Genomic DNA, 14,535 nt, shown 5'->3' with positions numbered 1-14,535 from the left:
CAAGCATCCGGATCGAATCGAACACAAGGCGCTCAGGCGCGGTGCACGCGCCGCAGCCGCTCGGAAGGGGTCACGACATCGGTCAGGCGGATGCCGAAGCGGTTGTTGACCACCACCACCTCACCCTGCGCGACCAGATAGCCGTTGACCAGCACATCCATGGGCTCGCCGGCCAGCGTGTCCAGCTCGACGATGGTGCCCTGCCCCATCTGCAGCACCTGCTTGATCGGCACCTTCTTGCGGCCCAGCTCGACCGACAGCTGCACCGGGATGTCCAGCACACGCTGGATGTCCTGCGCCATGGCTGCCGCATCGGGCGTGGCGGCCGTGGCCGCGCCGGGCTCGCCCGGCTCCAGCGGCTCGGCCCAGGCGGCGGAAGAGGAAGAGGTGTCATTGCTCATGGAAAGCTCCTTGGCTGCCGAGGTGCTGCTCGATGCGCAGCGCATAGCGGTCGTTGTGCGTGCCGTAGCGGCAGGCGAAGACGGGGGCGCCTTCGATGGTGGCGAGCACCATCGGCTGGCGGTCCAGCTGGATGAAATCGCCGGGCTTCATGGCGAGCAGGTCGGCCACGCTGAGTTCGGCCTGGGCCAGCTCGGCCACCAGCGTGACCTCGGCAGCCTGGATCTCGCGCGCCAGCTGGCCGACCCAGCGGCGGTCCTCCGCCAGGGCGGTGGCCTGCTGCGGCCCGTAGAGCACATCGCGGATGGGTTCGAGCGCGGCGTAGGGCAGGCACAGGCGCAGCTCGCCCTCGTAGGTTCCGAGCGTGATGGACAGCGTTGTCACCACCAGCGCGTCCTGCGGCGTCGCGACGCCGGTGAATTGCGGCAGGCGCTCGTGGCGGACATAGCTCGGCACCAGCGGATAGACGTCCTTCCAGGCGCGGGCGTATTCCTGGCCCAGCAGCACCATCAGGCGCTGGATCACCCGCTGCTCGGTAGGCGAAAAGTCGCGGTCGATCGGCGTGTGGACGGTGCCGCCACCGCCGTAGAGCGCATCGACCAGCGCCGAGACGAAGCCGCTGTCGCAGGCCACCAGCGCACTGCCGCGCAGCGGCTGCAGGCCATAGACGCCGAAGCACGCGGGCATGGCCATCTCGCCCGTGTAGTCGGCCATGACCTCTTCCCAACGGCGCACCTGCACGCCCGTGGTGCTCAGCTGCGCGCTGCGGCGCGACAGCTGGAACAGGCCCTGGCCCAGGTGACGCACGAAGCGTTCATTGACCACGTCCAGCATCGGCAGCGGCTGGCGCACGCGCCGGTCGCTGGGCAGCAGCTCCAGCACGCCGGGCGCCGTCGCGGCCTGCGCGACGGTGTCGGTCTGGGTGTCCTCGGTCATCGCTTCACCTCCGGGCACGGCCGGTCGTCATTGAACGATGAAAGCGGCGAACAGCACGGCACGGATGGGCCCGCTGTAGCGCGGCATCAGCGGGCGCTTGTCGCCTTCTTCGGCGCGGACCGGACGCGGCGCGCGCAGGCCGACCACACGAGAGACCTCGACCACGATGTCCTGGGCCAGCTTTTCCTTGCCATCACGCTTGAGCAGCTCTTCGGCCGTGCGCTGCGACACCAGCATCAGGATGCTGCTGCGCACCGCCGGAAGCCGCTGCTTGATCTGATCGCCCACCTTGTCGTCGCCCAGCTCCAGCGTGACGCCGATCTGGGCGAAGCGGTCACCGCCGGGATCGGCCAGGTTGACCACCATGTTCTCCAGCGCCATGTAGATCGGCGCGGGCTTCTTGGCCGACGAGGGCGCTTCGTCGTCCTCTTCGTCGCCCGCCGAAGCCTCGGAATGGCTTTCCTTGGCCTTGGCGTGGCTGCCGCCCTTCATGAAGAACCACGTCCCGCCCGCGGCGCCGCCCACGAGCACGAGCACGGCCACGACGATCACGATGATCTTGATGAGGTTGCTCTTGGGCTTGGCGGCCCCTTCGGCTGCGGCAGTGGCGGACACGGATCATTCCCCTCGGGTTGAAAGGCCCGGTACCGGACCTTGGGGGAATTATTCGGCGCAGCCGCCCGGCCCGAGCCGTCGAACAAAGGCAGGAAAACCGGCTTCTTCCAGGATTACACGAACAGGTCCAGCGCGCCGCGCCCCGACGCACCCGGTCGCCCAGCCGCCGCAACACGGGTGGCGGGCGGCGCTGCGGCCCTCGCGTCACCGCGTTCGGCGCCCTGGCCGGATGAGCCTTGCCCCTGCCCTTGCGCCTGGGCCTGCGCGCCCAGACCTTGTCCGCCGCCCTGCCCCGGCCCTGTGCCCACGCTGGCCGAGCCCAGGCTCAGGCCCTGCCCCGCCAACATCTGTTCGAGCTGCGGCAGTGACTGGTGGATCAGCTGACGCGCCTGCCGGTCGTCGCTCTGGAAGAGCACCTGCGCCTCCTGGCCCTGCAGCCGCAGTTGCACGGAGACCGGCGCATCACCCGGGCCGGCGACCGTGAGCTGGGCGCCCTGCGTCTGCTGGGCCGCCCACCAGCTGACCTGGTCGAGCAGCGCTTCGGAGGCGTCCCGGAAGGCCGAGCCTGCCTCTGCCATCGCCGACGGCGACAGCACGGGCAGCGTCGCGCCCAGATCGGGAGCACCCGGCGCCTGCCAGCCGCCTGGAATCGCCGCGCCGGAACCGGCAGACGGCCCGTCGTCATCGGGCTGCTCGACGCGCTGCCAGGCCGACGCGAAGTCGGGCGACAGCGTAGCGGCGGTGGGCACGGGCTGGGCGGTTGCAGCGTCGGCTGCCGGATGGACGACCTGGGTCGGGGCATGCAGGGCCGCTGCCTGGGACGGCGCCTGCGCTTCCTGTGCGGCCAGCGACGGCGTCGTCGGCGCCGGGGTGGGCGTGGCGGCGGGATGCGGCGCGCGCACCACCTCCGGCACCGGCCGGTGATCGCCCAAGGCCTGGCCCAGCATGCGGGTCTGCCATGTCGCCGTGCCAGAGGCGTTTGCCGCTTCCGCCGGCGTCTGCACGACCGGCAGCGTGGCCGGCCGCCCGCCGGGCAGCGCGGGCGCCACAGCGGGCGCGACCGCGGGTCGGGCATCCAGGTTGGCGAGGACCGGATCGGCAACCGGCACCGTCGCCGCTGGCGCATCAGAGGCGGCCGCGACGACCGCCCCGGAACGCCCTCGCACCTCGGTGCCCGGCGCGGCTGGCCTGCGCGCGCCCACAGCCTCGATACCCGGGGCGCCCGCGCCCCCGGCCTCGGCAGGCGTGGTGCCGGAGCCCTCGGCCTTCTGCATGAGTTGCGACAGCATCAGGGCCAGATCGGGTGGCGTGGCGTCATTGGTGTCGGCCGGTTGCGGCACATCCACGGCCGCCTTGCCACGGCTTTCCCGTTCGGCGCGCGCCGCGTCCGATGCGCCCTCGGCTGGCGCCTCCGCCTGGGCCGCATCGCTCGCGCTGGCAGGCGACTTGGGCGGCTTGCCGGCGCCATCCTTCGCGCCCGCGCTCCCGGCCTGGCTCGTCGCATCGCGGCGCGAGTCCGCAACGGGCGCCGGCACGGCCGCCTGCTCGGGCAACTCGGCCTTGGGCGGCGCGTCCGGGTGCGGATCGGCCCGTCCCGATGCCTCATGACCGGCCGGGGCGGCCTCCGCCTCGCGCAACACCGAAGCGAACGCCGGTGCGGAACCGCTGGCCGCCGACGTGGCGGCCCCGTCCGCCGCGGCGCCAACGCCCGCGGGCAGCAAGCCCAGCGGCCCCGCAGCGGCGACGGCGGTCACCGGCCCTCCCACGCCGCGCGACCCTGCTGGCGGCGATGCACCTGGGCGGCCAGTTCGTCCGCGGCCTTCTGCTCGCGGCGCTGTTCAGCCTGGCGGGCCTTGGCGTCGCGGCTGGCGATCACCTGGCGCAGGGCTTCGAGCTTCTGCTCGGCCTCCTGCAGCCGGCCGGCGATGCGCGACACCGTCTGCGCATGCTGCTCCAGGATGCCCGCCTGCATCTGGATGGTGTGATGGAGCCGGTCCATGAACTGGTAGTGATGCCGCATGATCTCCGGCGCATGCCGCGCCTCGGAGGCGCCCCAGCGGGCGGTGGTCTCCTGCGCATAGCCTTCGAGCTGGTCGCGCTGCAACTGCGCCGACACCCAGCCCTGGCGGGCGACGGCGAGTTGCTGGGCGACGGCGTCGCGCCGTGCCCGGGCCATCTGCTCGGCCATGGCCAGCGCGTCGATCTTGGGTGCGGACATCGGTTCCTCCTTCAATGGTGTTCTGGTTTCGCCGGCGCGCTCAGGCCGCCTGTACCGCGTCGGCGATGTACTGCAGGCCGGCCACGCTTTCGTCCATGGGTGCGCCCTCACGCATGTTCTGCTGCAGGAAGGCGGTCATCACCGGCTGCAGGCGGATCGCCTCGTCCAGCACCGCATCGCTGCCGGCCGCGTAGGCGCCCACGCGCACCAGGTCACGGCTGCCCCGAAAGCGGCCGTAGAGCGTGCGGAAGCGGCGCGCGGCTTCCAGGTGCTCCGGCGTGGCGACGTTGTGCATCACCCGCGAGGCCGACTGCTCGATGTCGATGGCCGGGTAATGCGCCTCTTCGGCCAGGGCGCGCGAGAGCACGATGTGGCCGTCCAGGATGGCGCGGGCGGCGTCGGCGATCGGGTCCTGCTGGTCGTCGCCTTCGGACAGCACGGTGTAGAAGGCGGTGATCGAGCCCACGCCGTTGAGGCCGTTGCCGCTGCGCTCCACCAGCTGCGGCAGGCGCGCGAAGCACGAGGGCGGATAGCCCTTGGTCGCCGGCGGCTCGCCGATGGCCAGGGCGATCTCGCGCTGGGCCATGGCATAGCGGGTGAGCGAATCCATGAGCAGCAGCACATGCTGGCCCCGGTCGCGGAAATGTTCGGCCACCGCCGTGGCATAGGCGGCGCCCTGCATGCGCAGCAGCGGCGGCGCATCCGCCGGGGCGGCCACCACCACCGAACGGGCCCGGCCTTCCTCGCCCAGGATGTCCTCGATGAATTCCTTGACCTCGCGGCCGCGCTCGCCGATGAGCCCGACGACGATCACGTCGGCCGCGGTGTAGCGCGCCATCATGCCCAGCAGCACGCTCTTGCCCACGCCAGAGCCGGCGAACAGCCCGATGCGCTGGCCGCGGCCGACGGTGAGCAATGCGTTGATGGCCCGCACGCCGGTATCGAGCGGCAGGCGGACCGGATCGCGGTCCATGGCGTTGATGGGGCGGCGGTCCATCGGCTCGGCCGACACGTCCTGCAACGGGCCCTGGCCATCGAGCGGAATCCCTTGCGGATCGACCACCCGGCCCAGCAGCCCGCTGCCCTGCGGCAGGCGCAGCATGCCGCTGCGGGCCCGCACGTCGCGCTCGGGTTCGCCCAGGCGCGGCACCGGCACGTACGGGGCGGCCGGCACCACGCTGGCACCGGCCGACAGGCCATGCACGTCGCCGGCGGGCATCAGGTAGGCGAGCTCGCCCGAGAAGCCCACCACCTCGGCCAGCACCGGCGCACTGCCGGGCATGACCACCTGGCACTGGGCGCCGATGGGTTCGCGCACACCGCGCGCCTCGAGCACGAGGCCGGCCACGCGCGTGAGCGTGCCCCGCACCTCCAGCCCGGGCGCCTGCTCCACGCGGCGGCGCGCGTCGTCCATGAAACGTTGCCAGATGGCGCGCTCAGGGGGCATCACCGTCCGGCTCCTGTTGGTCGGGCGTCGGCGGCGCGTCGGCCGGTGCGACTGCGCTGGGCGCATTGCCCACCTCGTCCGCAGTGCCCACCTCGTCCGCCTCGGGCTGCCACGGCACGGTCAGCCCCAGGCTGGCCACGGCGCGGGCCCAGCGTGGGGCGATGCCGCCGTCGACGACCGCACCGGCCGATTCCAGGCGGCAATCGCCCGGCAGCATGGCACCCTCGGCCACCACGGTCAGGCCGCGGCTGGCGAATTCCTGCTCCAGCGCACCCGCCAGCCATGCATGGTCGTCGTGCGACAGCACCACGCGCACGCTGCGGCCGTCGGCCACCAGCAGGTCGATGGCCTCGCGTACCACGGGCTCCAGCAGTTCGGGCCGGGTGGCCAGTTCCTGGCGCAGCACCTGGCGGGCCAGTGCGCAGGCGATGTCCAGCGTGCCTCGGGCGATGTCCTGCTGGGCTGCATCCAGCCCCTCGCGGGCGGCATCGAGCATGGCTGCGAAGTGCTCGGCCTGCTCGTGCAGCTGACCCTCGGTCAGGGTGCGCATGGCCTCGTCGGCCTGTTCGCGGGCTTCGGCAGCGCCGGCCGCGTGGCCTTCGGCATAGGCCTGGGCGCGCGCCTCGGCCAGCAGGGCCTCGATGTCGATGGGGGGCTCGGGCGGCGGGCCCTCCTCCTGGGCGATCACAGGCGGCGGCGCATCCATGCGCTCGAAGGCCCAGGGCGCAGCCGAGCCGCCGGCCAGCACGGCCAGGCGCTCGGCGCTGATCAGTCGGGAACGGCTCATCGCTGGAAGGAAGGCCAGGGACATGACGGGACTGCCGGCTTCACACCATGCCCGCGCCGCCGCCCAGCACCACCTGGCCTTCCTCGGCCAGGCGACGCAGTGTCTTGAGGATTTCCTTCTGCTGCGCCTCCACCTCGGACACGCGCATCGGGCCGCGGGCTTCCAGGTCCTCGCGCAAGGCTTCGGCCGCGCGCGAGGACATGTTCTTGAGGAACTTCTCGCGCAGCGGATCGGCCGCGCCCTTGAGCGCGACGATGAGCGTCTCGGTGGCCACTTCCTTGAGCAGCAGCTGCACCGAGCGGTCGTCGAGCTTGAGCACGTCGTCGAAGACGAACATCAGATCGGCGATCTCCTGCGCCAGGTCCGGGTCCTGGATGCGGATCGCGTCCAGGGCGGAGGTGTCGTTGCCGGCACCCAGCAGGTTGATCATCCCCGCCGCCGTCTTGGTCCCTCCGGGCGAGGGCTTGCGCACCTTGCCGCCGCCGGCCAGCACGCGGAACATGACGTCGTTCAGGTCTTCCAGCGCGGCGGGGTGGATGCCTTCCAGCTTGGCCACGCGCAGCAGCACGTCGCCGCGCATGTTCTCGTCAAACTGCACCAGGATGGCGGCGGCCTGGTCGGGCTCCAGGTGGGCCAGGATGGCGGCCACGATCTGCGGATGCTCGTTGCGCAGCACTTCGGCCACGGCCACGGCGTCCATCCATTTGAGGTTCTCGATGCCGGTCAGGTCGCTGGTCTGCAGGATGCGGTCGGCCAGGATGCCGGCCTTCTCCTCGCCCAGTGCATGCTGCAGCACCGTGCGCACGTACTGGTGCGTGTCGGCGGCATACAGCCCCTGGCCCGAGGTGGCGGCGATGAAGCGCTCGGCCACGGCACCGAGCCGATCGCGCGACACCACATGCGTGCGCGCGATGGTCTCGCCGATCTTCTGCACCTCGCGCGGCGACAGGTGGCGCAGCACTTCGCCAGCCTCCTGCTCGCCCAGCGACATGAGCAGCACGGCGGCGTCTTCGAGTCCTTGTTCGTCCATGGGGGCTCAGGCCTTCTCAGTCTCGGGGTTGATCCAGCCGCGAACGATGTTGGCGACCGCCGCGGGGTTCTGGCGCGCCATGACGCGGGCGCCTTCGAGCTGGGCCTGCTCCAGCAACAACTCGGGGCGGGGCAATGCGATGGGTTCGGGGCCCGCCTCGACGCCCGGGGCATCGAGCGCCGGACGCTCGGGGTCGTCGCCGATCACGGCATTCAGGGCCCCGCCCGGGCCGGGCAGCGCGGCCGGAACCGGACCGCCTTCCAGCGTCAAGGGCTCCTCGGGCTCCTTGTCCTTGGCCGCCTCGGGCTTGGGCGGTGCCAGGGCCTTCAGCGCCGGGCGCACGAGGCCGAAGAGCACGGCCAGGCCGAGCACCGCCAGGGCTGCCGGCCAGGCCAGGCTGCGGGCCAGGTCGTACAGCTCGGGCCGCTTCCACAGCGGCAGCTCGGGCGCCACGGCGCCGTCGGCCATGAAGGCGGCGTTCATCAGGTTGACCGAGTCGCCACGCTCCTTGCTGAAGCCGATGGACTCGCGCACCAGCGCCGTCATCTGCTCCAGCTGGGCCGCGGGCAGCGCGGTGGGCGTCACCTTGCCCTGCGCATCGGCCACGCCCTGATAGTTGACGACCACGGCCGCCGACAGGCGCTTGACGGTGCCCACGGCGCCGCGCACGGTGCGGGTGGTCTTGTCGACCTCGTAATTGGTGATGGACTCACGCTTGCCGGGCGGGCGCTGGCCGGCCTGAGCCTGGGCCTGGGCCTGGGCCTGGGCACCGTTGGGCGCCAGCGGCGCAGCCTGGCCGTTGATGGGCGCGGCCGGCGCACCCGGCGGCTGCGGCTGGTTGGAAGCTGCTCCGGGCACGCCCGAGGGCTGCGTCGGCGCCGCGCCCACCGTCTCGATGGTCTGCTGGCTGCGCACCGCGCTGGCGTCCTGCGACAGGTTGGGCCGATGCTCCTCGCTCGTGGCCTCGGTCTGCGAGAAGTCCACGTTGGCGGTCACCTGGGCCTTGACGTTCTGCTTGCCGACCACCGGCTCCAGCATGTCCAGGATGCGGCGGGTGTAGAGCTGCTCGAGCTGCTGCACGTAGGCCAGTTGCTGGGCGTCGACGCTGCCGTTGGCATTGGCATCACCCGTGCTCGACAGCAGCTTGCCGGTGTCGTCCACCACGCTGACGGCGGCCGGGCTCAGCTCGGGCACGCTGGAGGCCACCAGGTGCACGATGCCGGCGATCTGCGCGCGGTCCAGCGTACGGCCGGGATGCAGCGTCAGCAGCACCGAGGCCGAGGGCTTCTGCTGCTCGCGGAAGAAGCCGTTCTGGTTGGGCAGCGCCAGGTGCACGCGGGCCGACTGCACGGCCGCCAGGGCCTGGATCGAGCGGGTCAGCTCGCCCTCGAGGCCCCGCTGGAAGCTCAGCTTCTCCTGGAACTGCGTCATGCCGAAGCGGTTGGTGTCGGTCAGCTCGAAGCCGGTGACCGAGCCCTTGGGCAGGCCCTGGGAGGCCAGGCGCAGCCGCACGTCGTGCACCTTCTCGGCCGGCACCATGATGGCGCCACCGCCCTCGGTGTACTTGTAAGGCACGTTCATCTGCGCCAGCTGCGCGACGATGGCGCCTCCGTCCTTGTCGTTCAGGTTGGAGAACAGCACCCGCCAGTCGGACGAGCGGCCCATCACGACGGCGGCGATGGCCACGGCCGCCAGCAGCACGGCGCCGAGCGCCAGCTTCAGGCGCTGACTGCGGTCCAGGGCTGCGAATCGGCTGGCCAGGCCGGCCGGCACCAGGGCGGTGCCGGGCAAGGGGCTGGTGGCGGGAAGCTGGGCGGCAGCGGCGGACATGGGGCGGACGGCGGCGTTGGAAGGCGGAAGCCGGGACAGCCTCCGCATGGCCGCCGATTATTCGAAGGCCCGCCGCCGCGAAGCCTTGGATAAGGCCCCGTATTCGGCCTCAATTCCCGCCATGAAGTGCCGAGGGGGGGCTTAGCATCCCGGCACCATGGAACTGCGCCTGAACACCGTCACCCCCTCGGCTGCGGGCCTGCGGCCGGCCGGCAGCGCCCGCCCCGCGGCCAATGTCGAGGCCGCGCCGGGCGGCGGCTTCTCGTCGGCGCTGTCGGGCGCCCTGCGCGAGGTGAGCAATGCGCAGAACGAGTCGTCGCGGCTGCAGCGCGAGGTCCAGATGGAGAACCCGCAGGTCAGCCTCGAGCAGACCATGGTGGCCATGCAGAAGGCCCAAGTGGGCTTCCAGGCCACGATGCAGGTGCGCAACCGGCTGGTGCAGGCCTACACGGACATCATGAACATGCAGGTCTGAGGCCCTGTCCGGCCCGTCAGTGCATCGTCTGCAGCCGGGGGTCGAAGAGCTGGGCGACGTCCGACAGCCAGGGCTCGGCCAGCACGCGGATCTCGGCGTCGTTGCGCAGGATGCGCTGCATGATCTTCGCCTTCTCGGCCCGGTCGGGGCGCTCCAGCCGCTCGGTGCGACCCAGGAAGCGCAGCTGCTCGATCAGCACGGCGCAGGCACCTTCGCAGCGCACCACCTCGTCCCAATCCTCGCGGCGGGCCGCCTCCAGCATGCGCATGCTCGCGTCCTCGATCGCCTTGTAGTAGTCCAGCAGTCGATGAGACATCGCGAGCTCCTGCATAGCGGCTTCAGGCCGATTAGGGGGCCACTGCATGCGCCTGGGGTCCAATTTCGCTCCAGGCCTGCGCCACGGGGCTGATCAACGCGGCCACCTCGGCGACGATGGCGGCATCGTTGCGCAGGTTGGCGGTGGTCAGACGTGCGATGCAGTAGTCGTACAGCGCGCGAAGTCTACCTGCCAGTTCGCCGCCCCGGGTGGTATCCAGACCGGGCTTCAGGCCCTCTTCCAGCAGCCGCACGGCACGGCCGATCTGCTCGCCCTTGACCCCGATGTCGCCGCGGGCCAGCGCGCCCTGGGCCGCCAGCAGCGACTGGCCGAGCCCTTCGTAGAGCATCTCCACCAGGCGATGCGGGCTGGCACCGCCTTCGATGCTGGATTCGACCGCGACGCGCTGGTAGGCACGTGCGGCGCGGGCGGCGGGAGGTGTGTACATGGCGGCTCCTGAATCGATGCTTTCCTTCTTTATCGGCCGCCCGCGGGAGAAATCAAGTCAGTTACACCTCAGCGGACCCCAAAGACGGGCGGTATTTCCCGCCGTCAGCTCGACTTGTTCCATTGCGCGATCTGCTGCTTGACGTAGGTGTCCAGGGAAGTCAGCGTGCTGAGCTTGGCATCCAGTGCCGAGTACTGCGCCCGCAGACGCGATTCTGTGAGCGTCATGCGGTCGGTCGCCTTCGCCTGGTCGTCGGTGTTGCCGTCGAGCTGCTTCTGCAGCGACTGCGTGCGGATGTCCAGCGTGCCGTCGTCGCCGACCGCCCCCTTGGTGAACGCCGAGAAGCGGGACGCCCAGCCGTCCGTGGTGCTGGTGGTGCCATCGCCCGAGCCCATGAAGAAGGTCTTGACCGCATCCGGGTTCGCCAGCACCTCGCCGAGCTTGGTGCTGTCCAGCGTCAGGCTGCCGTCCGCGCTCTTGCTCACCGAGATGCCCAACTGGGACAGCGTGGTGAACGTGCCGCTGGTGTTGGCCGTGCCCACAAGCCGCCGCATCATGGTCTGCAGGCCGGTCACCATGCTGTCGCCCTGCATCAGGCCGGCCTTCTTGGTGTCGGCGTTGTATGAGGTCAGCGAATTGATCTGGCCGTTGATGTTGTTGTAGGCGTTGACGAAGCCCTGGATGGCCGAGGTCAGCGCATTGGTGTCGGTGCTGGTGGTGACGGTGACGGGGTCGCTGCTGAGCTGCGACAGCGTGAGCGACAGCCCGGGCAGCGCGCCCGTGACGGTGTTGGTGGCGGACGTGACGGTGACCCCATCGACCGTCGCCACGGAGTTGGCGGCCCACTGCACGCTGTTGGCCGCCATGCCCGCCCCGGAACCAGGGGCGTCGAAGGCGAGTCCCGACAGGGCGGTGCCGCTGCCGGAACCGTTAGCGCTGACCTGGAAGCCCGCGGCCTCGCCCGTGCTGGCCGAACGCATCACCAGACGCTGGCCGCTCAGGTCGGTGACCACGCTGGCCGTGACGCCGGCCCCGGCCGCATTGATCTTGGAAGCCACCGTGCCGAGCGTGTCGCCCGCGCTGATGGCCACGTCGACGGCTGCTGCGCTGCCTGCGGCGAAGCTTGGCGTGCCGCCGCCCGAGGTGCCGCTCCACGTGCCGATCTGGATCGACAGCGTGCCGGCCTGAAAGCCGTCCGTCGCGGCCACGGCTGACGACGACACCGACTGCGATCTCGCCAGCTGGGACACCGACACCTGGAAGCTGCCGGCCATCGCCTGGCTGGAATCGGCCACCTTGACGCCGACCGCCGCCGAGGACGAGGACGCCGTCTTCGTCGCCCACAGCGTGGGCTTGGTGAGCGCCGTGGCCGCATCCGACAACGTGGACAGCATCGACTTGACCGTGCCCACCGCCGACACCTGGCTCTGAAGCGCGCTCGCCTGCGTCTGCAGCTTGGTGACCGAGGTCTGCTCGATCGCCATCATCTTACTGACGATCGTGTCGATGTCGATGTTGGTGCCGCTCGACGTGACGGTTCCGGTGATGGCCATGGTTGGCGCTCCTCAATGGTTGAAGGCGGCGGGCGTCACAACGCCAGCCGCCTCGATGGGAGACGCACTGCCCGGGGGCCGTGCGCCCCTTGCCTGCCGGCGATCAGCCCAGCAGCTTCAGCACGGTCTGCGGCATTTGGTTGGCCTGGGCCACCATCGAGGTGCCGGCCTGCTGCAGGATCTGCGCACGCGACAGGTTGGCGGTTTCGACGGCGAAGTCGGCGTCGGTGATCCGGCTCTTGGCGGCGCTGGTGTTCTCGGCGGCGGTCTGCAGGTTGGTGATCGTGGCCTCGAAACGGTTCTGGGCCGCACCGAAGGTGGAGCGGGCGTTGGAGATGGCGTCGATGGCGGAGTCGATGCTGGTCATCGCCGTCAGGGCCGTCGCCGACGTGGTGCCCAGCGTGGCGGTGCTGCCCTGCGTGGACGTGGTCATCGAGTTGGCGATGTTGGTCGTCGCCACGCTGATCTGGTTGTCCGAGGACGTGTTGGCGCCCACCTGGAAGGTGAAGGTGCCGCTGGAGCCGCCCGAGCCGGTCAGCAGTTCCTGGCCGTTGAACTTGGTGTTCGAGATGATCCGCGAGTTTTCCTGAGCGAGCTGCTTGAACTCGTTGTCCAGGGCCGTGCGGTCCGTCGACGTGTTGGTGTCGTTGGCCGACTGCACGGCCAGTTCGCGCATGCGCTGCAGGTTGTTGCCGATCTGGGCCAGCGCGCCTTCAGCCGTCTGCGCCAGCGAGATGCCGTCGTTGGCGTTGCGGGCCGCCACGTTCATGCCGCGGACCTGGGCGTCCATGCGGGAGGCGATGGCCAGGCCGGCGGCATCGTCCTTGGCGCTGTTGACGCGCAGGCCGGAAGACAGCCGCTGGATCGAGGTCGCCAGCGAGTTCTGGCTCGCCGACAGGTTGCGCTGTGCGTTGAGCGAGCCGATGTTGGTGTTGATGATCGAGGCCATGGTGACTACTCCTTGTTCAAAGCCGGTGAATCCGGCATACGTTGCCAATGTCTGCCAGTACCGACACTGGCTGCCAGACGGACCGGGTGGCCCGTTGCCTGGATTTCGGGTCTACCGAGCCCTGACTTGAGCACTTTATTTTTCAGTGCAGACCCTAAAGATTCGGACCCTCGGCCAGACACCGCGGCCTGGACCGGCGTGTTCTGCCGACGTGTATCGAACTTGATACGTGTAGTTACTGATCTAACGTGTTGGACGGCCGGACCAAGCGTCCTTAGAACTTTCGGCGACTCGACGTGAAAATCAGACACCCTGCTTGACAGCGAGTCACAAGATGGAGACGCTGATCGACGGGCAGAAAAACGTAAGGCGTAGGCACTAGATGCGGCGCAAAGTTGAGACGAGGGGACGGAATGAATACTTTCCGTGTAACCAAAAGTCTCGAAAAAGTTGCACTTGGATGACACGAAGTACCGCCCAGATCGCATTAAGTTTTTTGTTACGAATCTCACAATTGCTTCCATCGACAGACACAGTTCTTTGGGGCACGACCATGACCAGCGACCAGATCCTTTCCGAGATCAAGGAAGCCAACCTCACCTACCTGATGCTGGCCCAGAGCCTCATCCGTGAGGACCGCGCGCAGGCGCTCTACCGCCTCGGCATCTCGGGCGATTCGGCCGATCTGATCGCGGCGCTGTCGCCGGCCCAGCTGATGAAGATCGCCTCCGGCAACATGCTGCTGTGCACCTTCCGCGCGGACGACGACATGGTCTGGGGCCTGCTGACCAACCACAACGTCGGCCACCGCACCATCAACGAGGCCACGGCCCGGCTGCATGCCAACATCGTCATGTCCAGCCGCATCGCGGAGCAGGGTCTCTGAACCTGACCTTTCGTGGAAAGCAAGAAGATGCCTACCCCCAAGAGCGTGCTCGACGAGTCGCGCCAGATCGACCGGGCCGTCAGCCTGATCGAGATGGGCGCCCGGCTGCAGGTGCTCGAGAGCGAGACCGACCTGTCCTACGAGCGCCTGCTGCGCCTGTACAAGGAAGTGGCCGGACGCTCGCCGTCCAAGGGTCAACTGCCCTTTTCCACGGACTGGTTCCTCACCTGGCAGCCCAACATCCACGCCTCGCTGTTCCAGAACATCCACACCTACCTCAGCCGCTCCAGCACGGACCTGGAGAACGTGGACGTGATGATCAAGGCCTACGGTCTGTACACCGAGCAGGTGGGCGGACAGGGCCTGGAGCCGCTGTTGACCATCACGCGCGCCTGGCGCCTGGTGCGCTTCATCAAGAACAACATGCTCAAGATGGTGCCCTGCACGCGCTGCGGCGGGCACTTCGTGGCCGATGCCTACGAGAACCCGCGCCACTTCGTGTGCGGTCTGTGCGAGCCGCCGGCTCGGGCGGGCAAGGGGGCGGGTGCGGCCAATGGTGTGCATCTGCAGTGAATTGAACCGCAGGCACGCCGCCTCCTAACTGTCGATATGGGCCCGTGATCGGGCCCTTTTTCTTGGACCGGTT

16 protein-coding genes are annotated in these 14,535 nt (G+C 69.7%); 3 read left to right on the top strand and 13 right to left on the bottom strand.

The window, feature by feature from the left end; genetic code table 11:
• Positions 1 to 32: 32 nt before the first annotated feature.
• From fliN to fliF, 9 genes are all read right to left on the bottom strand, one after another.
• A complete protein-coding gene (gene fliN, locus BXA03_RS04180; RefSeq protein WP_076504168.1) occupies positions 33 to 401 on the bottom strand; it encodes a flagellar motor switch protein FliN in 369 nt (122 codons plus the stop codon).
• Complete coding sequence (gene fliM, locus BXA03_RS04175) at positions 391 to 1,335, bottom strand: flagellar motor switch protein FliM (RefSeq protein WP_076504165.1); 945 nt, start codon at positions 1,333 to 1,335, stop codon at positions 391 to 393. The genes fliN and fliM overlap by 11 nt, the downstream gene beginning before the upstream one ends.
• Positions 1,336 to 1,362: 27 nt before the next feature.
• Positions 1,363 to 1,950, bottom strand: coding sequence for a flagellar basal body-associated FliL family protein (gene fliL / locus BXA03_RS04170; protein ID WP_076504162.1), 588 nt, complete (start codon positions 1,948 to 1,950; stop codon positions 1,363 to 1,365).
• A 113-nt stretch (positions 1,951 to 2,063) separates the two neighbouring features.
• Positions 2,064 to 3,704, bottom strand: coding sequence for a flagellar hook-length control protein FliK (locus BXA03_RS04165; protein ID WP_076504160.1), 1,641 nt, complete (start codon positions 3,702 to 3,704; stop codon positions 2,064 to 2,066).
• The gene (locus tag BXA03_RS04160; RefSeq protein ID WP_076504157.1) at positions 3,701 to 4,168 is read right to left on the bottom strand and encodes a flagellar export protein FliJ; all 468 of its coding nucleotides are present in this window, start codon (positions 4,166 to 4,168) and stop codon (positions 3,701 to 3,703) included. Before BXA03_RS04160 ends, BXA03_RS04165 begins: the two co-directional genes overlap by 4 nt.
• Before the next feature lie 40 nt (positions 4,169 to 4,208).
• Positions 4,209 to 5,582, bottom strand: a complete 1,374-nt coding sequence (gene fliI / locus BXA03_RS04155) for a flagellar protein export ATPase FliI (protein WP_234983602.1) — start codon at positions 5,580 to 5,582, stop codon at positions 4,209 to 4,211.
• A gap of 22 nt (positions 5,583 to 5,604) precedes the next feature.
• Positions 5,605 to 6,402 carry a flagellar assembly protein FliH gene (locus tag BXA03_RS04150; protein WP_159444702.1) on the bottom strand — a complete coding sequence of 266 codons (798 nt, stop codon included), beginning with the start codon at positions 6,400 to 6,402 and terminating at the stop codon, positions 5,605 to 5,607.
• 40 nt (positions 6,403 to 6,442) lie between these two features.
• Positions 6,443 to 7,432: a flagellar motor switch protein FliG gene (gene fliG, locus BXA03_RS04145; RefSeq protein WP_076504149.1), complete on the bottom strand. Its 990-nt coding sequence runs from the start codon at positions 7,430 to 7,432 to the stop codon at positions 6,443 to 6,445.
• Positions 7,433 to 7,438: 6 nt separating this feature from the next.
• Positions 7,439 to 9,262: a flagellar basal-body MS-ring/collar protein FliF gene (gene fliF / locus BXA03_RS04140; RefSeq protein WP_076504146.1), complete on the bottom strand. Its 1,824-nt coding sequence runs from the start codon at positions 9,260 to 9,262 to the stop codon at positions 7,439 to 7,441.
• A 157-nt stretch (positions 9,263 to 9,419) separates the two neighbouring features.
• On the opposite strand from fliF, the gene fliE reads away from it, so the two are divergent.
• Positions 9,420 to 9,737 (top strand): flagellar hook-basal body complex protein FliE, encoded by a 318-nt coding sequence (gene fliE / locus BXA03_RS04135; protein ID WP_076504143.1) that lies wholly within the window; start codon positions 9,420 to 9,422, stop codon positions 9,735 to 9,737.
• Positions 9,738 to 9,753: 16 nt separating this feature from the next.
• Here the strand turns inward: fliE and BXA03_RS04130 are convergent, their stop codons facing one another.
• The 4 genes from BXA03_RS04130 to BXA03_RS04115 form a co-directional block, all read right to left on the bottom strand.
• On the bottom strand, positions 9,754 to 10,053 hold the full coding sequence (locus BXA03_RS04130) for a flagellar protein FliT (protein WP_076504839.1): 300 nt from the start codon (positions 10,051 to 10,053) through the stop codon (positions 9,754 to 9,756).
• 31 nt (positions 10,054 to 10,084) lie between these two features.
• Positions 10,085 to 10,501, bottom strand: a complete 417-nt coding sequence (fliS, locus tag BXA03_RS04125; RefSeq protein ID WP_076504141.1) for a flagellar export chaperone FliS — start codon at positions 10,499 to 10,501, stop codon at positions 10,085 to 10,087.
• 104 nt (positions 10,502 to 10,605) lie between these two features.
• Positions 10,606 to 12,054: a flagellar filament capping protein FliD gene (gene fliD / locus BXA03_RS04120; RefSeq protein WP_076504138.1), complete on the bottom strand. Its 1,449-nt coding sequence runs from the start codon at positions 12,052 to 12,054 to the stop codon at positions 10,606 to 10,608.
• A gap of 103 nt (positions 12,055 to 12,157) precedes the next feature.
• A complete protein-coding gene (locus BXA03_RS04115) occupies positions 12,158 to 13,003 on the bottom strand; it encodes a flagellin domain-containing protein (protein WP_076504135.1) in 846 nt (281 codons plus the stop codon).
• Between the two features lie 553 nt (positions 13,004 to 13,556).
• Here BXA03_RS04115 and flhD point away from each other — a divergent pair.
• Positions 13,557 to 13,889 carry a flagellar transcriptional regulator FlhD gene (gene flhD / locus BXA03_RS04110; protein ID WP_076504132.1) on the top strand — a complete coding sequence of 111 codons (333 nt, stop codon included), beginning with the start codon at positions 13,557 to 13,559 and terminating at the stop codon, positions 13,887 to 13,889.
• Positions 13,890 to 13,916: 27 nt separating this feature from the next.
• Positions 13,917 to 14,462: a flagellar transcriptional regulator FlhC gene (flhC, locus tag BXA03_RS04105; protein ID WP_076504836.1), complete on the top strand. Its 546-nt coding sequence runs from the start codon at positions 13,917 to 13,919 to the stop codon at positions 14,460 to 14,462.
• The last annotated feature ends 73 nt before the right edge of the window (positions 14,463 to 14,535 follow it).

The sequence above is a fragment of the Pseudacidovorax sp. RU35E genome, from assembly GCF_900156165.1.
Taxonomy (GTDB): Bacteria; Pseudomonadota; Gammaproteobacteria; order Burkholderiales; family Burkholderiaceae_C; genus Xenophilus.
Note: the sequence above shows the minus strand (reverse complement) of the source record. Positions and strands in the feature narration are given on the sequence as shown.